This window comes from Cryptosporangium minutisporangium (assembly GCF_039536245.1).
In the GTDB taxonomy this organism is placed as follows: Bacteria; Actinomycetota; Actinomycetes; order Mycobacteriales; family Cryptosporangiaceae; genus Cryptosporangium; species Cryptosporangium minutisporangium.
Genome location: NZ_BAAAYN010000005.1, coordinates 121,559 through 147,956 on the forward strand (window position 1 = coordinate 121,559; position 26,398 = coordinate 147,956).

Below are 26,398 nucleotides of genomic sequence, written 5' to 3' on the forward strand. Positions count from 1 at the left end.
GGCGGTACCCGGCTACCGTAGGTGCGAAGTACTTGCGCGCGCAAGTGCTTGCACGAGAAAGTAAACGCACGCCCCGCACCCGAGTGGATCGAGAACCGATGACCCGACAGTCGTTCAACGAGGGCTGGAGTTACCGGCCCAAGGTCAGCGCCTTCCAGGAGGTCGCCGGCGCCGGCACCGAGACGTGGACACCGGTCGTGCTCCCCCACGACGCGCTGCTCTCCGGTACCCGCCGGCCCGATGTGCCCGGCGGCGAGACCACCGGCTTCTTCCCCGGCGGCGTCTTCGAGTACCGCACCCAGTTCCCGGTCGCGGCCGCCGAGCGCGGCAATCGGATCGAGCTGGAGTTCGACGGTGTGTACCGCGACGCGATGGTCTACGTGAACGGGAGCCTCGCCGGCCAGCGCGCGTTCGGCTACTCCCGCTTCGCGATTCGCATCGACCCCTACCTCCGCTTCGGGGAGGACAACGAGGTGCGGGTGCACTGCCGTGCTCACCTGGACAGCCGCTGGTACTCCGGCGCCGGCATCTACCGCGACGTCACGCTGGTGAGCAAGGGCCCGGCTCACCTCGCGAACGGCAGCGTCCGGATCACGACCCCGGACGTCGACGCGGACCGCGCCGTCGTCGAGATCAGCGTCCAGGTACGGAACAGCACGCAGGAGACCCGGACGTTGACGGTCTCGGCCGCCGTCGCCGACGCCGAGGGCAGCGACCTCGGCCGTGACCGCTCACCGGTCACGCTGTTACCCGGCCGCACCGAGACCGTTCGCCACCGTGTCTACGTGGCTCAGCCGTCGCTCTGGAGCGTCGAGAGCCCGAACCTCCACACGGCCCGGATCGGGCTGTACGACGGCGATCAGCTCCTCGACGAGGAGTCCGTTCGCTTCGGCATTCGCACACTGCAGCTCGACCCGCACCGCGGGCTCCGGATCAACGGTCGGGAGGTCACGCTTCGCGGCGCCTGCATCCACCACGACAACGGCCCTCTCGGCGCGGCGACGATCGGCCGGGCCGAGGAACGCCGCGTGGAGATTCTGAAGGCAGCGGGGTTCAACGCGATCCGTAGCGCGCATCACCCGATGAGCAGTGCACTGCTCGACGCGTGCGACCGGCTCGGCATGCTCGTGATGGACGAGGCCTTCGACATGTGGACGTCGAGCAAGTCCGACTTCGACTACTCGTTCGACTTCCCCGAGTGGTGGGAGCGCGACGTCGAGGCGATGGTCGCCAAGGACTTCAACCACCCCAGCGTGCTGTTCTACTCGATCGGCAACGAGATCCCGGAGGCCGGAAGTGGTACCGGGGCCGCTTGGGGACGCCGGCTCGCCGAGAAGGTGCGGTCGCTCGACTCGACCCGGTTCGTCACGAACGGCATCAACGGGTTCGTCGCCGTGCTCGACGTCGTCCTCCCCGCGATGCGCCGGCAGCGACAGAGCGCCGAGGGCGGGGTGAACACGATGATGGCCCAGATGGGGGCCATGCTGAACCACATCTCCAGCTCCGAGCTCGTGACCGAGCGCACCGCCGAGTCGTTCGCGGTGCTGGACGTCGCCGGGATGAACTACGCCGACGGCCGGTACGAACTGGATCGAGAGCTCTTCCCCAACCGGGTCATCGTCGGCACCGAGACGTTCCCCAGCCGGATCGCCGAGGGCTGGGCCCTCGTCCGCGCCAATTCGCACGTGCTCGGCGAGTTCACCTGGACCGGGTGGGACTACCTCGGCGAGGCCGGCGTTGGCGTCATCCGCTACGCCGACGAGGTGGAGCCGGGATCCGTCTCGATCGCCCACCGGTTCCCCGCGCTGACCGCCTGGACCGGCGACATCGACATCACCGGCCGTCGCCGCCCGATCTCGTACTACCGGGAGATCGTCTTCGGGCTGCGGAGCGACCCCTACCTGGCGGTCCACCGGCCGGAGAATCGGCATCGGGAGGTCGCGATCGCGACCCCGTGGTCGTGGAGCGACGCGGTGGCGAGTTGGTCGTGGGACGGCTGCGACGGCACGGCGATGGGCGTCGAGGTCTACAGCGACGCCGAGGAGATCGAGCTGCTGCTCAACGGCGACGTCGTCGGCCGGGAGCGGGTCGGCGCGAAGAAGGCCTACCAGGCCGACTTCGAGGTTCCGTACCGCGCCGGAGAGCTGACCGCGGTGGCGTACACCGCCGGGCAGGAGAGCGGACGCCACACGCTGGCCTCCGCATCCGGCACGCTCGTCCTTCGCGCCGAGGCCGACCGGGCAGACATTCGAGCCACCACCGACGACCTCGCGTTCGTCTCGATCACGCTCACCGACGAGGAGGGCACGGTCTACCCCGCGCGCGATCGGGACGTCACCGTGCAGGTCGCCGGGCCGGCGGTGCTGCAAGGACTGGCCAGCGCCGACCCGATGAACACCGAGTCGTTCCTCGGCGACCGGCACCGCACGTTCGACGGCCGCGCGCTCGCCGTCGTCCGTCCGACCGGCACCGGCGACATCACGGTTCGCGTCGAGGCACCCGACTGCGCATCCGTCACGGTGACGCTGCACGCACGCTGAGCACGTCCGGACCGGCCGGATCGTCGATCCGGCCGGTCCGTCGCTGTCAGTGAGCCGCCGGACTCAGTACGAGGACCGGAATGCGACGCCGGGAGTGCCGCTGGTTGAGCTCGAACGCCGGCCAGACGTCCGTCGCCCGGCGCCACCAGATCGCCCGCTCGGCACCGTGCACCTCGCGTGCTCGGTAGTCGCGCTTGACGGGGCCGTCCTGTAACTCCGCCAGCGGGTTCGCGGTCAGGTTGTAATACCAGGCCGGGTGCACGGGGGCGCCGCTCATCGACGCCACGAGCGCGTACTCACGCTCGTGCTCGACGCGGATGAGTGGTGTCTTGCGCAAGCGACCCGACCTGGCCCCCAGCGTCGTCACGACGACGATCGGCGCGCCCTCGACGCGGTTGCCCGCAGCCCCGTCGCTCGCCTCGAACAGCTCGACCTGATCGCGGATCTTCTCCGCTCTGCTCGGTGCGTACTCCCCGTCAGCGGCATCCGAGCGGGTCATCCCGTCCCGGCGGTGCCGGACCCCGCCGCCCGGCCGGCGCGACGTCCGAAGAACGTCGCGTCGCCCAGCGACGTGCCGCTGCAGTAGCCCCAGGCCGGGATTCCGTTGGTCACCCGGCCGGCCGCGAACAGGCCGGGGATCGGATCGCCGCCGCTGTCGAGCACCTCGCCCCGCACGGAGGTGTGCAGCCCGCCGAGCGTGAAGATGCCGTAGGGGATCTTCCGCAGGTCGACGACGCCGTACGGCGGTCGCAGCGGCCGCAGCCACCGCGCGGACTTCCCGAACAGCGGGTCCTCACCGCGGGCCGCGTGCGCGTTGTACGTCTCGACGGTCTGGGTCAGCACGTCGGCCGGGACGCCCATCAACGCCGCCAGCTCGGGCAGGTCGTCGGACACCCAGGTGGGCCGCGGGGGCACCCCGGTTTTCGACCGGAGCTCCTCGTCGGCGGTCTCGTCGAAGAGCACGAACACCTGACGGTCCTGCCGGAACAGCGCGGTCTGTCCGATCCGACCGGGATAGGTGTCCTCGGTGACGAAGCGGCGGCCACGGGCATCCAGCAGGATCGAGCGGAACACCAGCGCCGGGTCCGCGGGGAACGCGACCTGACCGGCGTCCATGTGACGGACCGCCGCGCCGACCGCCTGCGCCATCCGGATCCCGCGCCCGTCGTCGCCGTCGGTGCCGACCAGCCAGTTGCCGGCCAGCCGCGGGCTGTGCTGCTCGAGCATCGCGGTGTCGGCGCCGAAACCGCCGGATGCCAGCACGACGCCCCGACGCGCTCGGAGGCGCACCGGCTGACCCGCGGTGACCGCCTCCACGCCGACGACGACACCGTCGTCGACGATCAGGCGCTCCACCCGGGTGTCGTAGCGGACCGCGGCGCCGGCGTCGGCCGCCGTGCGCACCAGGTGGTTCATCAGCTCCCAGCCCGCCGACCGTTCGCCGGGCTTCTTGTCCTCCATGTGGACGATGTGACCACGCGGAGCGGGCGGCACCAGATCGACGAACGGAGCGGCGTTCTCCCCGCCGGTGTACATCAAGCCGTAGCCGGTGGGCGCCTCCCAGGACGGCTCCGTCCAGAGCTCGCCGACGAACGGCACACCGCACCCGACCAGCCAGTCGTAGTGCTCCACCGAGTGCTCGCAGTACACGCTGAGCTTCTCGTCGTCCGCGCCGGGGCCGGTGGCCAGTTGCAGGAACCGGAACATGGCCTCGGGACTGTCGGTCACCCCGCACGCCTTCTGCAGCGGCGTTCCGCCGCCGAGGTAGATCTCCCCGCCGGACATCGCCGAGGCCCCGCCCCAGCCGCCCGCGGCGTCGAGGACCAGCACGTCGGCGCCGGCGCGTGCGGCTTCGATCGCCGCGCTCGCGCCGGCGCTGCCGTTCCCCGCGACGACGACGTCGGCTTCGCCGTCCCAGACCCGCACCTCCGACGCCGGGACCGGCGCAGTGCGGCTCATGACAGCCTCGATCTGGTCAACGCGATACCTCCGGTCGCAGCGATCCCGTCGGTGGGACCGTAGGAACGGCGGATGTCCCTGGTCAGCGGGCCATCCCGCTCAGCAGGACATCGGATCAGTACTGGCTGTTACCCGCGTCGACGGTCAGGGCGAGCGCGGTGACGTAGCGGGACTCGTCCGAAGCGAGGAACAGCACCGCGTTGCTCTGATCGATCGGCTCGGTGATCGGCACCGGGAGGCTGTTGGCGAACAGCGCTCCCAGCGACGGGTGCGCGGCGAGCGCATCGCCGAAGGCCGCGACGCCGGCCCCGGTCCCCATCGGGGTGTTCACACCGGTGGGGTGCAGGCTGTTCACCCGGATGTGGTGTTCGGCGAGTTCGTGTGCCAGTGCCCGGGTGAGTCCGGTGATGCCGTGTTTGCTCGCCACGTAGGGCGTCAAGAACGGTAGTCCTTTGAGGCCCGCCACCGAGCTGGTCAGGATCATCGATCCGCCGCCGTTGGAGATCAGGTGCGGCGCGGCGAGCTGCGCGGTGTTCCACGTACCGGTCAGATTGATGTCGATCGTGTCCCGCCAGACGTCCGGGGTGACGTCGTCCCACTCGGCGATGATGCAGATTCCCGCGTTCGCGACGACGATGTCCAGCTTCCCGAACTCGGCGACGCCCGCGTCGATCGCCTCGGTCAGCGCGGCCCGGTCGCGGGTGTCCGCCTGGCGGATCAGGATGCGCCGATCGAGCGCCTCGACCTCCTTCGCGGTCTGCGCGAGGTCCTCCGGTGTCGCCGCCTCGTACGCGACACCGGGAACCGGCGCGCACAGGTCGACCGCGATGATGTCGGCACCTTCCTGCGCGAGCCGGATCGCGTGACTGCGCCCCTGGCCACGTGCGGCACCCGTCACGAGTGCGACCTTTCCTGCGACCCGCCCCATGTCGTCTCCCTGTGTTCGGACAGCACTCGCGATGCTGCGCGGCACAGCGGACGACGAACTACGTCGGCTCCCGCTCAGCGGGACGCGGGGTCCGGGCTAGCCGGGCAGCCGGGTCGACTCGCCCTGGACGACGGTCACGTCGGGCGGCGGAGCGATCGGCAGCGTCTCGTCGGGCTCATCGCCGCCGACGATGTACTGCACCATCGCCTTCCGACTGATCTCCAGGTTCAACCGGATCGTGGTGATCGTCGGCGCGGAGATGTGCGCGATCAACGAGTCGTCGACGCCGACGACCCCGACGTCGTCCGGAACCGATCGACCGGCCCGGGCGATCCGGCCCAGCATCGCGAGCGCGACCTCGTCGTTGTAGCAGGCCAGCCCGACGTCGGGACTGTCGAACGACGCGTCCACGGCCGCCAGGTCGATCTCCACGGTGGGCAGCACCCGCATACCGTGCCGCACGGCCCAGTCCCGGGCGCCGGCCTCACGCGCTGCGGTGCCGAGGTAACCGGCGTCCGGAACCGGGCGCACCGGCGCAAGGGCGGGATAGCCGGCGGCGAAGAGGTGCGATGCCTGCAGCTCCCCGATCGACCGGTCCATCGCCTCGCGAGCGGACAGCGCTCCCTCGATCACCGTGATCCCGCTGGCCGCGAACGTGCCGTGCAGCCCCGGCGGTAGGGGCCCGGTGCACACGACCGCGAGCGGCCGCAGCCCGATGACCGCTTCTCGCACCGCATCGCTCGGCGACGCGATCTGGAGCAGGTGAGTGAGGCCGACCTCGGCGAGGTCCTCGCCCAGACTGTTCACGAAGTCCCAGAGTTGAGGTCCGACGGCGCGCTCGTGGACCATCGTGACGACGACGTCGCTCCGGCCGCGGCGCAGCGAGCGTCCCGCGTGCGACGGCCGGTAACCGAGTTCGCGAGCCGCCTCGCGCACCCGCGTCACGGTCTCGTCGGTGAACCGCTCGGTGTGCCCGTTCAGGATCTGACTGACGGCCGACCGGGAGACACCGGCGCGCTGCGCCACCTCTGCGCCGCTCACCACCCGGTCGCCACCTCCTCGTCGCGGACTCCGACCCTATCGCGCCCATCCGGCCTAGTTGACACGTTACAGCAACCTGTTGACACGTTACAGCAGACAATTTACGTTCAGCTTCCGCGCCAGCCCCGGTCCGCCAATGGAGGCACCGTGACCACCCCGCCCCCCTCGGCCGAGTCGCCCGAAGCCGTTACCGAGGCCGTTCTCGCCGGTCGGGACGACCTCCTCGCGGGTTCCGTCCCGTCGGACGTCCCGCCTCGGGTCGGACGCTGGGCCATCACGGTCTACGCGCTGACGATGTTCGGCTTCCAGCTGACGTTGCTCCTGCCGCTGCTGTTCAGCCTCGCCTACAAGGTCCAGGTGATCGATCCGGCGAACAAGGACTCCAGCCTGGGCTTCGTCCTCGGCGTCGGTGGGCTGATCAGCCTGGTCGCCGGTCCGCTCGCGGGGGTGCTCAGCGATGGAACCCGGTGGGCGTGGGGGCGGCGACGGCCCTGGGTGGTGGTCGGTTTCGCACTGTCCGCTCTCGGCGCGCTGATCATCGCCGCGGCGCCGACGGTCCTCGTCATGCTCCTCGGCTACCTCGTCGTCGGGCTGGCCAACTCCGCGGTCAGCGCAGCGATCAATCCGTTCCTCGCCGAACAGGTGCCCCCGGAACAACGCGGAACGGTCGGCGCACTCGGCGGCGCGACCGCCGCGATCGCGGGCGTCGGGTCGACGCTGCTCGGCAGCTTCCTGACCGGGAACACGTACCTGCTGTTCCTCACCCCGGTCGCCGTTCTCGGCTTAGCGGCGGTGCTGTACGTGCTGGTGATCCCCGATCGGCCGGCGCCCGAGGCCGCGCGCTTGGGATCCGTGCTCGACGTCTTCAAGAGCCTGTGGTTCAACCCGCTGAAGTACTCCGACTTCGCACTGGTCTGGGTGGGAAAACTCTGCCTGTCGTTCGGGTCGACGTTCTTCACCACCTATCAGCTCTACTTCGTGCAGGACCGTCTGGGGTTCACGGCGGAGCAGGCAGGACGTCAGCTCGCGGTCGTGGGCGGGCTCAGCCTGCTGGCCCTGGTCGGTTTCTCGATCGTCGGCGGGACGCTGTCCGATCGGTTCAAGCGCCGCAAGCCGTTCATCTACCTGGCGACCGCGCTGATCGCAGCGGGTCTCGCGGTCGCGGCGAGCGCATCCTCGATCCTGCTCTTCGCCGTCGGTGGTGTCCTGCTGTCGGCGGGCACCGGCGCGTTCACCTCGGTCGACCTCGCGCTCGCCTCCGACGTCCTGCCCGAGAAAGACAAGGCGGGCAAGTACATGGGGATCTACTACCTCTCCTCCAACATCGCCGCCGCCCTCGCGCCGCTGGTCGCTCCGCTGATCCTCGGGCTGGGCGGCGGAGGCAACTACGCGGTCCTGTTCCTCGCGGGCGCGGTCCTCGTTTTCGGTACCGGCGTGACCGCGGCGAACATCCGCGGCGTGCGCTGATTCGCATTCTGTAGAGGGGAGTACCGGTGACGGACGACATCGCGCTGGAGAAGAAGGTCACGCTGCTCTCCGGCCGCGACTTCTGGAGCACCGAGAGCCTTCCGGAGGCCGGCGTGGAGGGCGTGGCGATGGCGGACGGCCCGCACGGGCTGCGCCGGCAGTCCGGCGAGCACGACCACCTGGCGCTGTTCACCAGCGACCCGGCCACCTGCTTCCCCCCGGCGGTCGCCGTCGGGACGAGCTGGGACGTCGACGTCGCCGCGCGGATCGGTGCCGCGATCGGCCGGGAGGCGGTCGCGCAGGGCGTCGACCTCGTGCTCGGGCCCGGGGTCAACATCAAGCGCTCGCCGCTCTGCGGACGGAACTTCGAGTACTACTCGGAGGACCCGCACCTGTCCGGCGTGCTGGGCGCGGCGTTCGTCCGGGCCCTGCAGGCGCAGGGCCCCGGGGTGTCGGTCAAGCACTTCGCCGCGAACAACCAGGAGACGAACCGGCAGACGATCAGCGCCGACGTCGACGCACGCACGCTGCGGGAGATTTACCTCCCGGCGTTCGAGCGGGTCGTGCGGGAGGCCGCGCCGGCGACGGTCATGGCGGCCTACAACAAGGTGAACGGCGTCTTCGCGTCCGAGAACCGCTGGCTGCTCACCGATCTGCTGCGGAACGAGTGGGGTTTCGAGGGTGCGGTCGTCTCCGACTGGAACGCGGTGGTCGATCGTGTCGCCGCGCTGCGGGCCGGCCTCGATCTGGAGATGCCCGGGGGAAACGCGGGCCGGGGCCACGAGGTGCTCGCCGCGGTTCGAGCGGGCGAGCTCGACGAGTCCGTCGTCGACACCAGCGTGCGGCGGATCGCCGCGCTGGACGCCCGGCGCAGCGTGCACCGCGTCGACGTCGATCTGGATGCGCATCACGCACTGGCCCAGGAGCTCGCCGCCGAGTGCGCCGTTCTGCTCCGCAACGAGCGGAACACGCTGCCGCTCCGAGCCGGCGTCCGGATCGCCGTGCTCGGTGAGCTCGCCTCGCAGCCCCGGATCCAGGGCGGGGGAAGCGCGCACGTGAATCCCCATCGGGTCGACGTACCGGTCGACGAGATTCGGGCGTTGGCCGCCGCCCACGGATCGTCGGTGGTGTACACCGCGGGCTACCGGCTCGACGAGGCCACCCCCGACGAGCTCCGCGAGGAGGCGGTGCGGGCGGCCGCGGCGTGCGACGTCGCGATCGTGTTCGCCGGGCTCACCGAGCGCTGGGAGTCCGAAGGTGTCGACCGCGACTCGATCGACCTGCCCGCGGAGCAGGTCGCGCTCGTTCGCGCCGTCGCGAGCGCCGCCCCCCGGACGGTCGTCGTGCTGTCCAACGGCGGGATCGTCTCGCTCGAACCCTGGCACGACGACGTGGACGCCGTGCTGGAGGCTTTCGTCCTGGGACAGGGTGGCGGACGCGCGATCGCCGAGCTCCTGTTCGGCGTCCGCAGTCCGTCGGGGCATCTCGCCGAGACGATCCCGCTGCGCCTGCAGGACCACGCCAGCTCGCTGAACTTCCCGGGCGAGCAGGGTCACGTCCGCTACGGCGAGGGTGTGTACGTCGGCTACCGGCAGTTCAGCACGTTCGGCACGCCGGTCCGCTACCCGTTCGGCCACGGCTTGTCCTACACGACGTTCGTCACCCGCTCCCTGTCGGCGCAGGTGACCGGCCCGGACACCGTCACGGTCGAGGTCGAGGTCGAGAACACCGGCGAGCGGGCAGGCAAGCACGTCGTCCAGGTGTACGTCGGCACGACGGCCGGACCGGTGCGGCGCCCTACGCGCGAGCTGCGGGGGTTCACGAAGGTGGAGCTCGGCCCGGGGCAGGTCGAGACCGTGCGCTTCGAGCTCGACCGGCGCGCGTTCGCGTACTGGGACCTCGACGCCGACGCGTGGGTCGTCGCACCGGGCACCTATGCGGTGCAGGTGGGACCGGACGCCCACACGGTCGAGGTGTCGACGCGCGTGGAGCTGTCCGGTGACGTCCTCGCCCGCGCGATCACGCTGGACTCCGCGATCGGCGCCTGGCTGGAGCACCCGGTCATCGGGACGCCGACCCTGCGAGCGCTCGGATTCGCGAATGCTCCGATCTCCGACGAGCACCTGGCGATGGTCAAGTCGATGACCATGCGCCAGTTCATCACGATCTCCGGCCTCGATCTTCCGGTCGCCCGTCTGGAAGAGCTGGCCGCGACCTCACGCACCGCCTGAAAGGACTCCCGTCTTGCATCCCTACCGTGACGTGTCGCGGCCGGTCGACGACCGGGTCGCGGACCTGCTGGGCCGAATGACGCTGCCGGAGAAGGCCGCACAGCTCGCCGCGCCGTTCGCGTCGCTCGTCGACGTGCACACTCCGCCGCCGAACGGCTGGGGTGGCGTCGTCGCCGCGCTGGCCAGCCTGGAACTTCCCCCGCGGCAAATCGTCGCCAGGATCAACGAGCTGCAGCGCACGCACGTCGAGGACACCCGGCTGGGCATTCCGGTACTCGTCGCCGAGGAAGCACTGGTCGGATTGAAGATCCAGGGGGCGACCACCTACCCGGACGCGATCGCCCAGGCCGCGACCTGGAACCCGGAGCTGATCGAGCGGATGGCGACGGCGATCGGCACCCAGATGGCCCGCACCGGCGTGCGTCAGGCGCTGTCCCCGCTGGCCGACACGGCACGGGATCCACGCTGGGGTCGGGTGGAGGAGACCTACGGCGAGGAGCCGTACCTCGTGGGCTCAATCGCCAACGCGTTCGTCCGCGGACTGCAGGGCGCGGACGCCGGCACTCCCCTCGTCGCCACCGTCAAGCACTTCCTCGGCTACAGCGCCAGCAACGGCGGGCGCAACACCGACTCCGCCTCGATCGGCCCGCGCGAGCTCCGCGAGGTGCACTCGGTGCCGTTCGAGAGGGTGATCCGCGACGCCGGGGCGCGCGGCATCATGCCGGCCTACGTCGACATCGACGGCGAGCCGGTGACCGGTTCGCGCACCTACCTCACCGACCTGCTCCGCGACGAACTGGGCTTCGACGGCCTGGTCATGTCCGACCTGGGCGCGGTGAGCCAGCTCCACACCAAGCACGGCACGGCGGACAGCGAGGCGGCCGCGAGCGCCCAGGCCGTGCAGGCCGGGGTGCACCTGGATCTGGACATGCGTGTGCGGACCGACAGCGTGATCGAGGCGGTCGACGCCGGTCTTCTCCCGGTCGCGGATCTGGACCGTGCGGTGTCGAGCATCCTGCGTACGAAGTTCGAGCTCGGACTGTTCGAACGGCCCTACGTCGACCTGGACACGGTGCCGGACACCCTCGACCCGGCGGAGACGCGCGAGCTCGCCCGGACGATCGCCGAGCAGTCGGTGGTCCTCCTGCGCAACGAGCCCGTGAACGGCGCCCCTCTGCTCCCGCTCGACCCGGCAACCGCGACGATCGCGGTGCTCGGCCCGAACGCCGACCGTCTCCTCGGCCAGCTCGGCAACTACAGCTATCAGGTGCTCGACAGCGTGACGAAGCGGTTCGCCCAGGCCGCGGATCCGACGGCCCGCGCGGACGAAGCCGGGCTCGCCGGCGCGACCGGCGCGGACGGAGCCCGCCTGCTGGTGGAGTCCGTGCCGGTGGTGACGTTCCTCGACGGGATCCGCGCCCGGGTGCCGGAGGCGACCGTGCTGTACGAGCCCGGATGTCTCGTTCAGGCCGAGGACCGATCCGGCATTCCGGCGGCCGTCGAAGCCGCGAAGGCCGCGGACGTCGCGGTGGTCGTCGTCGGGGACCAATCGGGCATCAATGGCTTCGGCACCGTCGGCGAAGGACTGGACAGCGCCACGTGCGAGCTGCCCGGCGTCCAGCGGGAGCTCGTCGAGGCGGTGCTGGCCACCGGCACGCCGACCGTCGTCGTGCTCAGCCACGGCCGGCCCTACTCGCTGAAGTGGATGGCCGACTCCGTACCGGCGATCCTGACCAGCTGGTTCGGCGGCGAGGAGGCCGGCACCGCGGTCGCGTCGGTGCTCTTCGGCGACGTCAACCCCGCCGGCCGTCTGCCGGTCTCGTTCCTCGACTTCGCCGGCAGCGCACCGCTCCCCTACTGGCGTGCGGCGCAGGCTCCCACGTACGTCGAGGGGCGCGCGGGCGCGACCTTCGCATTTGGACACGGGCTCAGCTACACGAGCTTCGAGTACCACGACGTCGAGATCGGCCGCGCGGAGGTGCCGACCGACGACGAGGTCGAGATCGGATTCACGGTCGTCAACACCGGGGAGCGCGCGGGCGACGAGGTCGTCCAGGTGTACGGGCAGGACACGATCGGGCGGACCGCACGTCCCCGGCGCAAGCTGGTCGCGTTTCGGCGGGTCTCGCTGGAGCCCGGTGCCGCGGTGCGGGTCACGGCGACGGTGCCCGCGAGCATGTTCGCGCTCTGGGATCCCACGGAGGGCTGGCTGGTCGAGCCCGGGAAGATCAAGCTCTTCATCGGCGGGTCGTCCGCCCGGATCGACTTGCACACGTCGATCACGCTCACCGGAGACGTGCACCGGCCAGGACCGGACCGTCCGCTCAGTAGTTCGGTGTCAGCGGTCGCGGTCGACCCGGACGCCGAGCCGACCGCGCCGTCATCGGCCGCCGGTGTCGCGGCAGCGGCTCCGCTCACCGGTGACAACACGGTTTTGGAGTGGCTCGACCACCCGGTCGGCGGTCGCCTGCTGCGCGGACTGCTGCAGGGACAGGACGAGGAGATCCTGGCGCCCGCATTCGGAATGCCGCTCCGCCAGGTCGCGCTGTACAGCGGCGGACGGATCCCGGTCGAGACCGTCGATCGGCTCGTCACGGAGGCTCAGACGCTGATGTCAGCACCTGGCGCGTAGCGGCTTCCGATTCCCGGGAGGCCGGCGGGGGCTCCGCGCACCGGGACGCCGGGCCGCCGCGACCGGGTGCATGGTNCGCGGCGGCCGTCGGGTGTCCGATCAGCTCGGTCGTCGGTTCAGCGCCGGCAGCGGCACTCGGCGAGCGCGGTGCGGGCGGCGAAGAACGCCGGCTTCGGGTTGTACTGCTCGTCGAACAGCAGCGGCTTCGCGCCCGGCACCCAGGTGTAGTGGTGCGCGTCGGTGAAGCCCCAGAAGCTGATGTCCCGAACGCCGGCCGCGAGCGCCTCGGCGAGCACGCTCCGGTAGATGTCCGCCTGGAGCTGGCTGTCCAGCACGTGCACGTCCATCTCGGTGATGGCCACGTCGAGTCCGAGTGCCCGGTAGGACTTCACGATGTCGGTCATCACGCCGGGGGCGGGCGCGGACTGAGTCTCGTGCGTCTCGAGGCCCACACCGGTGATGGGAACGCCCTTGGCGACCATGTCCGCCACGAGCGCGTACAGCTCCTGCTGCTTCGCCGGGTAGTACTCGACCAGGGACTCGTTCAGGAACAGCTTGGCTTTCGGGTTAGCGGCGTGTGCGATCCGGAACGTCTCGGCGATGTAGTCCGGACCCAGGACCTTGTAGAAGTGGTTCTGATCGAGCCCGGTGCCGCCGAAGGTGGAGAACACCTCGGTCACGACGTCCCACCGGTCGATCGTTCCCCGGTATCGCGTCATGATCGTCCGGATGTGGTTCGTGAGCGCGGCGCGAAGATCGGCCGGGTCGGTGATCTGAAGGACCCACTCGGGGTTCACCCCGCCCGAAAGGAGCCCGTGGCCCTTCACCGCCATACGGTTCTGCTTGGCGAAGCGGACCAGCTGGTCGATCTTCGAGAAGTCGAACTTCCCACGCTCTGGTTGGATGAACGACCACTTCAGCTCGTTCTCCGGCGACAGGCTGTTGAACTGCTTCGCGAGCACCTGTCCGAAGCGGGGGTCGCTGAAGTACGCGGGATTCGTCGCACCCGCGCCGATGGTCACCCCCTTCAGGGCAGCGAGCTGGCGAAGCGTGAGACCGGGGACCACGGGAGCCTTCGGCCCGGCCTTCGCGACGGCGGCAGCCGACGGCGCCAATCCGGCGGCGAGGAGTAAGGCAACGAGTAGGGCGCCGACGCGCGCAGCGATGCGCGTGTGTCGAGAGGTGCGGATCAACGAATTTCCTTTCGTCAGGGCCGCAAGCCGCCGTTCTGCCGGCGTGCTGCACGCCCGGCCTCTGAGGGGCGTGCAGCAACGTAAATTTCGTCCTGGATGGACGGGCGCTGTGATCCCGGTCACCGGGACGAATCTTGTCCACGCGCCAGTAACCCCAGGTGGGGCGCGGTTGAAAATGTAGCAACCGTACTGGTTTCGCTGTAGTGTCATGCGCTAGCCGACCCCTGGGGTTGCTACCGGCTCGCCGCAGACCGGTCGGCGCTAGGGCCATCGGGCGAATCGATCTGCCGGTCGATCCGCTCATCCGGCTGGTGACGGCGACAGCACACGTAGGAGCGCGCATGGCAAACAGGACGGACTTTCCGCCCGGATTCGTCTGGGGTGCGGCGACCGCGGCATACCAGGTCGAGGGAGCCGTGACCGCGGACGGTCGTGGCCCGAGCATCTGGGACACCTACGCCCACACACCGGGCCGGATCGCCGACGGGAGCACCGGAGATGTTGCCGACGACCATTACCGGTTGTTCGCCGAGGACATCCGGTTGCTGGCCGATCTCGGGCTGAAGGCGTACCGCTTCTCGATCGCGTGGCCGCGGATCATTCCCGCCGGATCGGGCCCCACGAACGCCCCCGGTCTCGCCTTCTACCGGCGGCTGGCCGAGACCTGCTTGCAGCACGGCGTCACGCCGTTCGCGACCCTGTACCACTGGGACCTGCCGCAGCCGCTCGAAGACGCCGGCGGATGGATGGTGCGCGACACCGCCGAGCGGTTCCGCGACTATGCGGCCGTCGCACATGACGGGCTGTCGGACGTGATCACGCACTGGATGACGCTCAACGAGCCCTGGTGCTCGGCGCTCAACGGCTACGGCGACGGCGCCCTCGCCCCCGGGCGCAACGAAGGCGTGAACGCGCTGAAGGCGGTCCACCACCTCCTCCTCGCTCATGGGTTGGCGCTGGAGGCGATCCGATCACCGGAGGGCTCTTACGGAATCGCGCTCAACCTCGCGCCGGTCCGCGCCGCGTCGGACTCCCCGGCGGATCGGGACGCGGCGCGGCGGGTGGACGGCCTGCAGAACCGCTTGTTCCTGGAGCCCATCCTGTTCGGTAAGTACCCGGCCGACGTTCTCGACGACACCGGGATGACGGCGTGGTTCGCGGAACAGGAAGATGACTTGCCGCTCATCTCGGCACCGCTGGACTATCTCGGCGTCAACTACTACTTCCCCACGACGGTCGCGGGTCCGGACGGCCCGGTCTCTGATCCGAGCAAACCCAGTGCCCAACCGGGCAGCGAAAACGTCGTCGCTGTCGACACCGGCCTGCCCCGCACCCAGATGGGCTGGCCGATCCAGGCCGGCGGACTGCGCGACATCCTCGTCACGATCAACGAGCAGGCGCCGAGCCTGCCGCTGTACATCACCGAAAACGGGTCGGCCTTCCCGGACTCGGTCACCGCGGACGGGACGATCGAGGACGACGACCGGCAACGGTACCTCGAGCAGCACATCGAGGTCGTGCGGCAGATCGTGGCCGACGGTCTGCCGCTCATGGGCTACTTCGTCTGGAGCCTGCTCGACAATTTCGAATGGGCGCTGGGCTTCAGCCGCCGCTTCGGCATAGTCCATGTGGACTACGCGACACAGACCCGGACGGTCAAGGACAGCGGCCGCTGGCTCCAGCGGTTCCTCACCCAGTAGTCAGCGCCACCGTGCCCGGACGGAGTACCGACCGGGCACGGTGTTCGTCACCCCTTGATCCCGGAGCTGAGGGCGCTGCGGATGAAGTAGCGCTGGGCGAAGAGGAAAACCACCATCATGGGGATCACGTACAGCGCTGCCGCGGCGGCCTGAACGGTGGGGATGGCGTTGCCGCGTGGATCCCGGTACCAGGCGGTGATGGCCACCGACAGGGTCGTGTGGTCCACGTCGAGCAGCAGCGCGGGTGCGATGTAGTCGCCCCAGGTCCAGGTGAACGAGAGCAGAAAGGCCGTGACCACCACGGGCCGGGACAAGGGCAGGAAGATCCGGAAGAAGATGCGTCCCCAGCCACAGCCGTCGACGATGGCGGCGTCCTCGAGTTCACGCGGGATCGCGGCGAAGAACTGCCGGAACAGGAACACCAGGTAAGGGGAGGCAGCCAGCCCCCACAGGACCCACGGCCAGTAGGTGTTGATCAACCCGATCCGGGAGAACAGCACGTACGTGGGGAGGAGCGTCAAGATCTGCGGCAGCATCATCGTCGACAGGAGGACGAAGAACAGCGCGCGTTTGCCCGGAGCCTGGAGGCGGGCGAATCCGAACCCGACCGCCGCACTCGACAGGGTGATGAGAACCGCGTAGGTGGTCGCCAGGAACAACGAGTTCAGGGTGTACGCGGCGAAGTTGATGTCGGTGAGCGCGTGGATGAAATTGCTCCATTGCGCACGCTCCGGCAGGATCCCGGTCGAGCCAGATGCCCACTCCTCGCGGGTCTTGAGCGCCGCCAGGAGGAGCCAGAGGAGCGGGCCGGCGAACAGTACGGCCAGCGCCATGAGTAGAACGTAGACGCCACCGGTGCCCCAACGCCGTCTGCGAGGGGCCGCGCGGCCCGACCCGGCCGCGGCGTCGGGCGCGGTGGGCCTGGCGAGGGTAGTGCTGACGGACACCGCAGAACTCCTAACGGTCGGCATCGCCGTCGACCTCGTAGTAGACCCACGAACGGGTGGACCGCTGTACCAACAGCGTGAAGACGAGGATCACCAGGAAGAAGACCCACAGCATCGCCGACCCGTAACCGAAGCGGTTGCGCAGGAAGTACTCCTCGTAGACCTGCACCATGTAGACGTGGGTGCTCTCCGGCACGGCGGCGATCGTGGAGATGTTGTTGGTCTCGGCGAGCAGCAGCGGTTGCACGATGATCTGGAGGCTCGCGATGACGCCGGTGGCTATCTGGAAAAAGACGACCGGCGAGATCATCGGCAACGTCACGTGACGGAACACTCTCCAGCGGCCGGCCCCGTCGACGATCGCCGCCTCCTCGAGTTCGGGCGGCACCCCCTGCAACGCCGCGAGCATGATGACCATGCCGCCGCCCAGGCCCCAGAGCGTGAGGAGGATCAGGGAGTAGAAGGCCGCTGGGTCGCCCAACCAGCTGATCCGGTCGATTCCGACGGCGCCGAGGAGGGTGTTCAGGATCCCGGCGTCCCGGTTGAGCACGAGCTTCCACAGAATGGCCGTCGCCACGACGGGAACCACCGACGGCAGGAAGAAGATCGTGCGCCAGAGTCCCACCGCCTTGAGCCGGCGATTGAGGAGCGTGGCGAGACCGAGCGATCCGGCGACGCTGAGCGGCACCGCGAGCGCGGTGTACGCGATCGTCCTGATCAGCGCCGCCCATGCGGAGCCGTCGCCGAACAGCTCGACGTAGTTGCGGAAGCCGACCCAGCGCCACCTCGGCGAGCTGCCGTCGAAGTTCGTCAGGCTGATGACGAACGCGTAGGCCAGCGGCACTGCGGTCAGGGCCAGGAAGCCCAGTACCCACGGCGAGACGAAGAGATAGAACGGTGCCCGCGGGTAACGGGACCACTTACGGTGCGCCATCGATCTCAGCTGACCTGCTCTTTGCCTTGCTTGAGCAGCTTGTTGGCCTCGCGGGTGAGCGCGGCGCACGCGGCGTCGACCGTCTGCTCGTTCTTGATCGCTCGCTGCAGTGACTTGTCGATCACGGCGTTCCAGGCGTCGAGGGTGATGTACGGCGAGTCCGGCAGCGCACCGGCGTACCGGAGTTCGTTCTGTGCGACGGTGTACGCCTGCTTCTGGTACGGCAGCGTCTGCGGAAGCTTCGGCAGGAGGGGCTTCAACGACGGGAGTCCCCACCCACTCTTCGCGCGGGTCTCGGCGGGCTCGCCCGCCAAGTAGTACTCCATGAACTTCCAAGCCTCGTCCTTGTGCTTCGACTTGGCCGGAATCCAGAGGCCCTGACCGGAGTAGCAGGGGCTGATCCGCTTGTCCCCCATGACCGGGGCGGGCGCCATCCGGATGCTGTCGCGGAGTGCGGTGTCCTCGACGAAGTTGCCGCCGAACCAGTAGCCGTCCTGCGTGATCGCCATCCGCTTGGCGCTGAAGGTCGACTGATCGCTGACGTCCGGCAACGGATTCAACGACGTGGGGCCCACGCCGGCCCGAGCGAACTCGACGTACCAGCCGAAGGCGCGACGCGCGGCGGCGGTGGTGAAGTCGACCTCGGTCAGGTCGTCGTTGTACAACTGTTCGCCCTGCTGCAGCACCATCATCGTCATCGGCGCGATCAGGTTCCAGGCCCACTCCAGCCCGAGGCCGAAGACCTTGGTGGTGCCGCCGCTCTTCACCGTCAGCCGCTTGGCCACCGCCAGCAGATCGTCGTAACTCGTCGGTTGGGTATCACTCAGGTACGGCACCTTCGCCCGGTCGAAGAGCGCGGTGTTGTACCAGAGCGTCGCGTCCTGACTCCAGTCCTTGACGACGCCGTAGTAGGCGCCCCGTCCGCTTCGGCTTCCGTCCCAGCGGAAGCTGTCGTTGACCGGCAGCAGATCGTCCTTCTTCAGCACCCGGCTCTTCTCCAGGTACGGCGTCAGGTCGGTTGCGAGGCCACGTGCGTTGACGTTGGCGCTGCCCACTGCACCGGCGACGGAGATGTCCGGGGGGTTACCCGACGCGAGCATCGCGTTGAGCCGTGTCGCGTCGTGCTGCAGAAGGGTGATCTTGATGCCGGGGTTCTTCTTCTCGAAGTCGGCGATCATCTCCTTCGGCAGATCCTGAACCCCGATCATGACGGTGAGGTTCCCCTTGCCGCCAGATCCGCCGGACGAACCGGCATTGCAGGCGCTGAGCAGACCTCCTGTCGCCACCCCACCAGCGGCGACTGCGGCACTTGCCAGCAGTCGCCGCCTGCTGATTAATCCGGATGATCTGGTCATGTCGACCTCCTGGCGCGGGGTGTGATTCAGGCCCGCGGAGCTGGTCCGGGGGCGAGTTGAGGCGACAGTACAGCGAAAGCAGTACAGCTGCTACATTTTCTCTCGGTAAATCGCGCGTGCCGATGACGCGCCCATCGTCACCACGGAGACCGATGACTTCCCGATCCGAGAGCGACGCCTCGCCTCCCGCGACCCGCCCCCGGACGCCACGGTCGGCTTCGAAGATCAAGGCAAACCGTCTTAGGGTCTCCGGCATGAGCGAGACGAGACCTGTCCGAGTTCGCGGCCCCTATGCCAAGTCGGCGCGACGCTCGGCGGAAATCCTCGAAGCAGCGACGACCGTGTTCGCCACCGGTGGCTACCGCGGCGGCACGTTGCGCGATATCGCGCGCCAGCTGAATCTCAGCCTGACCAGCATCGTGCACCACTTCGGCACGAAGTACGAGTTGCTCGAAGCCGTCTTGGAACGAGCGGACCAGACCGTCGGGACTGGGTTCGCACCCTTCGACTTCGAGGCCGACTGCGTCGAACGCGGGGTCGCGCTCGCCACCATGGAACGGGTCCGGTCGAACCTCGAAAGGCCGGAGCTCCTGCGAGTCTTGGCGATTCTGGCCGCGGAGGCCTCTCCTCCGGACCATCCCGCCCACGGCTGGTTCGTCGAGCGGTACCGCCGGAAGACCGCGCTGCTCGCCGAGGCGTTCGCCTACGACCAGAAAGAGGGCCGCATTGACCCCGGCCGCGAGCCCCGCATGCTGAGCACACTGCTCATCGGCGCCTGGGACGGCGTACAGCTGCAGTGGCTCATCGACCCGTCAGTCGAGATGGAGTCCGCCATGCTCGCTTTCTTCCGCTCGACGGTCCCGGAGGCACTCGGCCCCGACGAGAGCCGATGAGCATCCCCCGGCTCGAGACGATCGACGAACATCCCCGTCTCGTCGTGGACGGCCGACCGTTCCTCGTTCTCGGCGGCGAGCTGCACAACTCGTCGAGCAGCAGCCGGTATGCCATCCGGACGTCGTTCGCGACGCTGCGAGATCGCAACTTCAACACGGTCCTCGCGCCGGTGTCCTGGGCAACGGTCGAGCCGACCGAAGGGACCTACGATTTCGGGCTCGTCGACGAGCTGCTCGCCGTTGCGCGCACCGCGCAGCTCCGGCTCGTCCCCCTGTGGTTCGGGGCGTGGAAGAACGGCATGTCGACGTATGTGCCCGCGTGGGTGAGGACTGATCCGGCGCGATACCCGCGAGCCGAGCCGGAGGCCGGAGCGCACAGCGAGCACGTGTCGCCGTTCGGCGCGGCGATCGGGCAGGCGGATGCCCGGGCGTTCGCCGCGCTGATGCGGCACTTGCGTACGGTCGACGCCGGACACCAGACGGTGGTCATGGTGCAAGTGGAGAACGAGGTCGGGTTGCTGGGAGGCTCCCGCGATCACAGTCCCGATGCCACTGCGGCCTTCGAAGCGGACGTCCCTCCTGGGGTCTACGAGGCGCTCGCCGCCTATCCCGACCTACGGATCGCGGCATCCTGGAAGGAACGCGGGTGCCCACGACAAGGCACCTGGACCACCGTCTTCGGTGACTCGGCGACCACCGACGAAGCATTCATGGCTGCCGCGTACGCCTCCCACGTCGAGGTCGTCGCCGCCGCCGGCAAAGCAGAGTATCCGCTGCCGATGTTCGTCAACGCCTGGCTCGACGCCGAGATCGACGCATCCGAACACGTCCCCGCCGGTGGACAACGGCCCGGGGTCTATCCCAGTGGTGGGCCGCTGCCGCACGTCGCCGGCTTGTGGCGCCGGTTCGCACCGTCGCTGGATCTGCTCACGCCCGACATCTACTTCGGCAGCTTCGAGGAAATTTGCCGAGACTACCGAGCCGCGGCCGGAGGGCTGTTCATCCCGGAGATGCGCCGAGACGAGCAGGGAGCAGCGGACGTCTTCCTCGCCGTCGGCAACCACGGCGCGATCGGGACGTCGCCGTTCGGCGTCGACTCCGTCGAGGGAACTGAAGCCGAGGCTCTTCGCGACGCGTACGGGCTCCTCGATTCCGTCGCGCCGCTCCTGGCGAGCCACCCGACCGCCGGCGTGCACCTCGACGAGGCCCGTCCGGAGGTTGAGGTGCACCTGGGCGCTTTTGTGTTCTCCGCGCGGCGAGAATCGACCGCGGGATCGCCGTAGCCGGTTCGCCGCGGGTACGGAATCGTCATCCAGGTCGCACCGGACGAGTTCCTCGTCGCAGGCCGCGGCCTGCACCTCGGTTTCCGCCAAGCCAGTGGCGGACCTGCGGAGCTGCTGTACGCCGAGGAGCTAACCGGCCGGGCATCCGACTTCACGACCCTTCGGATACTCAATGGCGACGAAACCCTGGGGGGTACCCGCCTGATCCTGCGTTCGCTCGCAGAACCTGCGCGGACTTCCTACCCGATCCCCATCGGCCCTCGCGGCACCGGTCTCCTGCGGTGCAGGCTCTACGCGTTTCCTGACCACGTAGAGCCAGCCGCTCGGGCCGGCGCGCGGTGAACGAGCTCGGTCCGTAGGTCGGGCAACGCGACGGCGCTGGCGTCCCCACCGGGTTTGCGTCGGCCGAAGGCGAAACCTACTCCGGACGACGCCTCCTGAGCAGCACGATCCCGCCCGCCACCAGCAGCGCACCGAGCGGGACGAGCAGCATGGCCGCACGCCCCCGGAGCCAGGTCAGCGCCAGCGCCCCGGTCCGCGTGCGGTCCAGCCGGGCGTCCGACATCCGGCGGCTCTCCAGCTCGGCGTCGAAGCTGGTGACGGTCCGCCCGCCGTACGTGTAGGTCAGCGATTGGTCCTGCCGCAGCGCGATCACGTCGCCGGTCGCGGGCTCGATCCAGTACCTCCGGCTGTCGGCGTACCACGAGGTGGCGTTGACCGACGGATCCTTGACTCCGAAGAGTCCACCCGGCAAGTCGATGTTCCCGACCTTCGTTCGGGTCACGACGCTGTCGAACACGTACGTGTCGATGCCGTCGCGGCGTTCCTCTCGGACGTACGTCGCCGGTCGCGTACCGCGCAGCTGGAGATCCCACAGCTGATAGGTGCGCTTCTGGACGTCCAGGGGCCAGGCGACGAGACCCTTGTGCTGGAGGGGCTCGCCGGCCGACCGATCCGCGGTGGTGACGATCCGATCACCGCAGCAGTTGGTCGTCTCGTGGGTTCGCCGGTCCAGCGAGGTCCACTCAACCTGGGCGCTGGTCATGCCCCGGCCGGCCACGGTCACCTCGGTAGCGAATTGCCACACCACGGTGTCCGCATCGACGTCATCCTCGGCGACGGGTGCCGCGGTGACGAACGTCGTCACGGTGACGTCGGCATTCCGCAGTTCCCGTGCCCCCGCCGGAGCGGTTGCATCCACCACCAGCATCGTCGCCTGCTCGGCGGTCATCACCTGCTCCACCTGCGGATCCGTCGGCAATACGGCCACCCGCGGATAGACATAGAGGGGTAGGAGGGCGGCGCTCGCGAGCAGGAAACTGCCGAGGCCGAGCAGCAGGACTCCCACCGCGCGCCGGCCCCTGCGCGCCGGTCGTGCGACGTGGCGGCCTACCGGCCCCTTCCCCGCAGGGTCGGCGGACGCTGCCGAAGGTGAGGTGGTGGGCGAGGGCGGGCCTACGCTCATGGAACCGTCCGATCGTCATCGATGCCGTGATTGGGCTCCTGGACACACGCCCGGCGCTCGTCCGTCCGGTCGAGGCCGCGATCACGCCGGTGGGCCACGGAGGCCTCGCCATTCGGGACCGCAAGCGCTGCCCGTGTTCCTGGCACCGTAGGAATCGCCGACCATCCCCCACGAGAAGTGATCCCGATCACCGGGACGGCACCCGCGCCGCGCCCGAACTGGTGCGACTACGGTCGCCCGGAGTTGCGCGCAGGGTTCACGTCGACGGCGCGGGTCAGGTGACGGGAGCCGCCGCCGAACAACGCCGTGGAGGAACAGTTCGGAGCCGGACCGACGAGGAGGCGCGGCAGGTGGCAACTCGATCACACCGCGATGCCGTTGTCGACATCGACTCCTCCGCACCGGTGATGTCGGCGATGTTCGAGGACTCCGCGACCGCGATTCGGCGACGTCGGCGCGCGACCGAGACGATGAGCATCGTCGCGCGGCTCCTCGGGCTCACGATGGCGGCGGCCGCCGTGCTGCTCGCCGCCGACACGTGGTCGAACGACATCCCCCCGACCATCGTGCCGATCGGCCCGCTGTGCCTCATCGCCTGCGTGCTCGGAGCGGCTGCCCTCCGAACCACCTCCGAGCGACGATATCGGCGACTCAACGCCGCGCAATGCGCGCTCGACGTCGCGGCCGCTCTCGCCGCGGTCTTGTCCGTGCCGACATTGGGCCAGGACCTTTCCGTCGCCCTCCTCGTCCTACCCGCCATGTGGGCGTCGGTCCGGTTCGGCCTTGGACCGCGCGCCACGGTGATCGCCTGGCTCGCTACGGTTCTGGCCTATGCGGCGGTGCTCGCACTCGGTCTCGATCCATGGGACCAGGACTTGGCTTCCTCGGGCCCCATGGACCGTTCCGCTCTGCTCTACTTCGCCCCAGCGGCCGCGTTGGGACTGCTCGCGGCCTGGACCACGGGGAGTCAGACGCGCGCGGTCACCCGGCATCTCGCCACTGTGGAACAGGCCCGCGCCGTGCTGCAGCACCAGGCCACCCACGACAGCCTGACCGGTGTCGCAAACCGCACGGCGCTACGGCATGGCGTCGCCGCGACGACGTCGGCGGGCGCGGTGATGGTGATCGATCTCGATGGCTTCAAGGCGGTCAACGACACCTACGGGCACGCCGCCGGTGACTGGATCCTCCAGTCGGTCGCCGCTCGACTCACCCGAGCGATTCGGCCCGGCGATGTGGCGGTCCGCGTGGGAGGCGACGAGTTCGTCCTCGTTCTTCCGCACGCCGACGAACAGACCACCGCGGACCTCGCCACCAGGCTCCAACTCTCACTGTGCGAGCCCGTACTGACGCCGGAAGGCCTCCTCTCCGTGGGCGCCTCCATCGGCACCGCGGTGACGATCGATCGCGGGGACGTCTGGGACCTCGACCAGATGCTTGCCCAAGCAGACGCGTCGATGTACGCCGCGAAGTCGGAACGTGCGCGGAGGCGGCAGCCGGTTCTCACTGCCTGCGAGTCACGTCCTGGAGTCCGTGCGTTGGCTTGAACTCCGGTCTGGTGACCGCAGGGCGCCGTCGTCGCTCAGGCGGACGTGTCAGCCAGCGACCTTGCTCTGGGCGATCAGGTCCTCCAGCAGCGCGGTGGGGAGCGCGGTGCCGACGAACGACAGGAACTGACGCATCGGCATCGACTCGACCATCTTCAGCCCGTCGGGGTTCTGCTCGGCCTGCCGGGCTTGGTCGGGCGTCATGCTCGCGGCGAGCGTCCGCATCAGTGCCGGCCCGGCGACCGGGTGGGAGAACCAGTCACCGACCGTGGCGTCCATCGACAGCTCGGCGGCGAGCACGTCGCCGACCAGGCTGAGCGACGCCTCGGCGAGGACCTCCGCGGCGTTCGCGCCCACCTGGATCCGGTACTCACCCGGCGCAACCACCCACTGGCCGCGCGGCACGTCGTAGTAGGCGAACGCCCGGCGGTCCAACGTCAGCTCGACGGCCCGGGTCTCCCCCGGCTCCAGCGCGACCTTCGTGAACGCGCGGAGCTCACGGACCGGGCGGCGCACCGATCCGGCGTCGGTGGCGACGTAGACCTGCACCACGTGCTTGCCGGCGCGGGTTCCGGTGTTGGTCACGGTGACCGCCACGGTCGCGGTGTCGTCGCCGGTGGCGGTGACGCTCACCGCGTCGGTGGTGAACGTCGTGTAGGACAGGCCGTGCCCGAACGGGTACCGCACCTCCCGCTCCACCGTGCTGTAGTACCGGTAGCCGACCATGACGCCCTCGCCGTACCGGACGTGTCCGGCCTCACCGGGGAAGTTGAGGTAGGCAGGAGTGTCCTGCAGCCGCAGCGGGATCGTCTCGGCGAGGTGGCCCGACGGGTTGACCACCCCGAACAGCACGTCGGCCAGCGCACCGCCACCCGCCTGTCCGAGCAGCCCGCCGTCGAGAATCGCGTCGACCCGGTCGTGCCAGCCTTCCAGCGACACCACACCGCCGTGGGAGAGCACGACGACCGTGCGCGGCGCGGCGGCGGCCACCGCCCGGATCAGCGCGACCTGCTCGGCGGGCAGGTCGAGCGTCTTCCGGTCGAAGCCCTCGGACTCCTCCCGGTCGCCGAGCCCCGCGAACACCACCGCGACCTCCGCCGCGGACGCGACCGCCACGGCCTCCGCGAGCAGTGCGGCCGCGTCGCCCGACCCGTCGATCGGAAACCCGGCCGCGGCGGTGACCGGCCGATCGCCGGCCAGCTCCCGGATCGCGTCGAGCGCGGTGTCCACCCGGGTCGGGGTGATGTGCGAGCTGCCGCCGCCCTGGTAGCGCGGGCTGGTGGCGAACGCCCCGATCACCGCGAGCGAACCGGTGCCCTCCAGCGGTAGCACCGCGTCGTCGTTCTTGAGCAGGGTCACGCACTGGGCGGCCAGCGAGCGCGCGAGTGCGTGGTCGCCTTCCACGTCGAGGCCCCCGGTGGGAGCCTCGATCCGGTTCTGCAGGCCGAGCACCCGGCCGACGGCCTGGTCGACGACCGCTTCGTCGAGTTCGCCGGCCCGGACGGCCGCGACGATCTCCGCGTCGGTGACGCCACCGCTGCCGGGCATCTCCAGGTCCATGCCGGCGGCGAGAGCGGCGACGCGGTTGCTCACCGCGCCCCAGTCGGAGACGACGGCACCGGAGAAGCCCCACTCGTCGCGGAGCACGTCGGTGAGTAGCCAGCGGTTCTCCGACGCGTAGACACCGTTGACCTTGTTGTACGAGCACATCACGGTCGCCGGGGCCGACTCGGTCACCACACGCTCGAACGCCGGGAGGTAGATCTCGCGCAGCGTGCGCTCGTCGACGTCGGCGCTGACGCGCATCCGTTCGGTCTCCTGGTTGTTCGCCGCGAAGTGCTTCACCGACGCACCGGGGCCTTCTGCTTGCAGCCCTCGGACGTGTGCCGCGCCGAGGACGCCGGAGATCAGCGGGTCCTCGGAGTAATACTCGAAGTTCCGGCCGCAGAGCGGCGACCGCTTGATGTTCACGCCGGGGCCCAGCACGACGTGGACGCCGAGCGCCCGAGCCTCGCGGCCCACCGCAGCGCCCACCTGCTCGGCGACCTCGGGCTCCCAGCTCGCACCGACCGCTACCGCAGGCGGGAAGCACGTCGCCGGCTCGCTGTCGTGAATGCCCAGGTGGTCGGACTCGCCGGACTGGTACCGCACGCCGTGCGGTCCGTCGGTGAGCACCACCGACTCCGCGCCCACCTCCGGCAGCGACCGGGTCGACCAGAAGTCCCGTCCGGAGAGCAGCGCCGCCTTCTGCTCCAGCGAGAGCGCGCCGACATCCAGCGTCAT

At 69.5% G+C, this 26,398-nt stretch carries 18 protein-coding genes and 1 pseudogene; 9 read left to right on the top strand and 10 right to left on the bottom strand.

What is annotated here, in order from left to right; genetic code table 11:
- Positions 1–98: 98 nt before the first annotated feature.
- The gene (locus ABEB28_RS04630) at positions 99–2,540 is read left to right on the top strand and encodes a glycoside hydrolase family 2 TIM barrel-domain containing protein (RefSeq protein ID WP_345726696.1); all 2,442 of its coding nucleotides are present in this window, start codon (positions 99–101) and stop codon (positions 2,538–2,540) included.
- A gap of 46 nt (positions 2,541–2,586) precedes the next feature.
- On the opposite strand, the gene ABEB28_RS04635 is transcribed toward ABEB28_RS04630, so the two are convergent.
- The 4 genes from ABEB28_RS04635 to ABEB28_RS04650 form a co-directional block, all read right to left on the bottom strand.
- The gene (locus tag ABEB28_RS04635; RefSeq protein ID WP_345726697.1) at positions 2,587–3,039 is read right to left on the bottom strand and encodes a nitroreductase family deazaflavin-dependent oxidoreductase; all 453 of its coding nucleotides are present in this window, start codon (positions 3,037–3,039) and stop codon (positions 2,587–2,589) included.
- Complete coding sequence (locus tag ABEB28_RS04640) at positions 3,036–4,499, bottom strand: FAD-dependent oxidoreductase (RefSeq protein ID WP_345726698.1); 1,464 nt, start codon at positions 4,497–4,499, stop codon at positions 3,036–3,038. The genes ABEB28_RS04635 and ABEB28_RS04640 overlap by 4 nt, the downstream gene beginning before the upstream one ends.
- Positions 4,500–4,614: 115 nt before the next feature.
- On the bottom strand, positions 4,615–5,427 hold the full coding sequence (locus tag ABEB28_RS04645; protein ID WP_345726699.1) for a mycofactocin-coupled SDR family oxidoreductase: 813 nt from the start codon (positions 5,425–5,427) through the stop codon (positions 4,615–4,617).
- A gap of 96 nt (positions 5,428–5,523) precedes the next feature.
- Positions 5,524–6,468 carry a substrate-binding domain-containing protein gene (locus tag ABEB28_RS04650; RefSeq protein ID WP_345726700.1) on the bottom strand — a complete coding sequence of 315 codons (945 nt, stop codon included), beginning with the start codon at positions 6,466–6,468 and terminating at the stop codon, positions 5,524–5,526.
- Positions 6,469–6,615: 147 nt separating this feature from the next.
- Between ABEB28_RS04650 and ABEB28_RS04655 the strand changes: the two genes are divergently transcribed.
- The 3 genes from ABEB28_RS04655 to ABEB28_RS04665 are packed head-to-tail and all read left to right on the top strand — an operon-like array spanning position 6,616 to position 12,798.
- Positions 6,616–7,935 (top strand): MFS transporter, encoded by a 1,320-nt coding sequence (locus tag ABEB28_RS04655; RefSeq protein ID WP_345726701.1) that lies wholly within the window; start codon positions 6,616–6,618, stop codon positions 7,933–7,935.
- A 26-nt stretch (positions 7,936–7,961) separates the two neighbouring features.
- Positions 7,962–10,166, top strand: a complete 2,205-nt coding sequence (locus ABEB28_RS04660) for a beta-glucosidase (RefSeq protein ID WP_345726702.1) — start codon at positions 7,962–7,964, stop codon at positions 10,164–10,166.
- Between the two features lie 13 nt (positions 10,167–10,179).
- Positions 10,180–12,798 carry a glycoside hydrolase family 3 N-terminal domain-containing protein gene (locus ABEB28_RS04665; RefSeq protein ID WP_345726703.1) on the top strand — a complete coding sequence of 873 codons (2,619 nt, stop codon included), beginning with the start codon at positions 10,180–10,182 and terminating at the stop codon, positions 12,796–12,798.
- A gap of 116 nt (positions 12,799–12,914) precedes the next feature.
- On the opposite strand, the gene ABEB28_RS04670 is transcribed toward ABEB28_RS04665, so the two are convergent.
- Positions 12,915–14,114, bottom strand: a complete 1,200-nt coding sequence (locus ABEB28_RS04670) for an endo-1,4-beta-xylanase (protein WP_345726704.1) — start codon at positions 14,112–14,114, stop codon at positions 12,915–12,917.
- Positions 14,115–14,332: 218 nt separating this feature from the next.
- On the opposite strand from ABEB28_RS04670, the gene ABEB28_RS04675 reads away from it, so the two are divergent.
- Entirely contained in the window at positions 14,333–15,691 is a 1,359-nt protein-coding gene (locus tag ABEB28_RS04675; RefSeq protein WP_345726705.1) for a GH1 family beta-glucosidase, read from the top strand.
- Between the two features lie 47 nt (positions 15,692–15,738).
- Here the strand turns inward: ABEB28_RS04675 and ABEB28_RS04680 are convergent, their stop codons facing one another.
- The 3 genes from ABEB28_RS04680 to ABEB28_RS04690 all read right to left on the bottom strand — a co-directional run bounded on the left by ABEB28_RS04680 (position 15,739) and on the right by ABEB28_RS04690 (position 18,927).
- On the bottom strand, positions 15,739–16,524 hold the full coding sequence (locus tag ABEB28_RS04680) for a carbohydrate ABC transporter permease (protein ID WP_345726706.1): 786 nt from the start codon (positions 16,522–16,524) through the stop codon (positions 15,739–15,741).
- Between the two features lie 124 nt (positions 16,525–16,648).
- Entirely contained in the window at positions 16,649–17,572 is a 924-nt protein-coding gene (locus tag ABEB28_RS04685; RefSeq protein ID WP_345726707.1) for a carbohydrate ABC transporter permease, read from the bottom strand.
- Positions 17,573–17,577: 5 nt separating this feature from the next.
- On the bottom strand, positions 17,578–18,927 hold the full coding sequence (locus ABEB28_RS04690; RefSeq protein WP_345726708.1) for an ABC transporter substrate-binding protein: 1,350 nt from the start codon (positions 18,925–18,927) through the stop codon (positions 17,578–17,580).
- Positions 18,928–19,079: 152 nt separating this feature from the next.
- Here ABEB28_RS04690 and ABEB28_RS04695 point away from each other — a divergent pair, with 152 nt between their 5' ends.
- From ABEB28_RS04695 to ABEB28_RS43045, 3 genes and pseudogenes are all read left to right on the top strand, one after another.
- Positions 19,080–19,820, top strand: coding sequence for a TetR/AcrR family transcriptional regulator (locus ABEB28_RS04695; RefSeq protein ID WP_345726709.1), 741 nt, complete (start codon positions 19,080–19,082; stop codon positions 19,818–19,820).
- On the top strand, positions 19,817–21,103 hold the full coding sequence (locus ABEB28_RS04700) for a GH35 family beta-galactosidase (RefSeq protein ID WP_345726710.1): 1,287 nt from the start codon (positions 19,817–19,819) through the stop codon (positions 21,101–21,103). The genes ABEB28_RS04695 and ABEB28_RS04700 overlap by 4 nt, the downstream gene beginning before the upstream one ends.
- A gap of 18 nt (positions 21,104–21,121) precedes the next feature.
- Positions 21,122–21,445, top strand: a pseudogene (locus ABEB28_RS43045) (DUF5597 domain-containing protein); the annotation flags it as partial.
- A 76-nt stretch (positions 21,446–21,521) separates the two neighbouring features.
- On the opposite strand, the gene pgfA reads toward ABEB28_RS43045, so the two are convergent.
- Positions 21,522–22,451 (bottom strand): cell envelope lipid trafficking protein PgfA, encoded by a 930-nt coding sequence (gene pgfA / locus ABEB28_RS04705; protein WP_345726711.1) that lies wholly within the window; start codon positions 22,449–22,451, stop codon positions 21,522–21,524.
- A 587-nt stretch (positions 22,452–23,038) separates the two neighbouring features.
- Here pgfA and ABEB28_RS04710 point away from each other — a divergent pair.
- Positions 23,039–24,115, top strand: a complete 1,077-nt coding sequence (locus tag ABEB28_RS04710) for a GGDEF domain-containing protein (protein ID WP_345726712.1) — start codon at positions 23,039–23,041, stop codon at positions 24,113–24,115.
- A 48-nt stretch (positions 24,116–24,163) separates the two neighbouring features.
- On the opposite strand, the gene ABEB28_RS04715 is transcribed toward ABEB28_RS04710, so the two are convergent.
- On the bottom strand, positions 24,164–26,398 hold the full coding sequence (locus ABEB28_RS04715; RefSeq protein ID WP_345726713.1) for a glycoside hydrolase family 3 C-terminal domain-containing protein: 2,235 nt from the start codon (positions 26,396–26,398) through the stop codon (positions 24,164–24,166).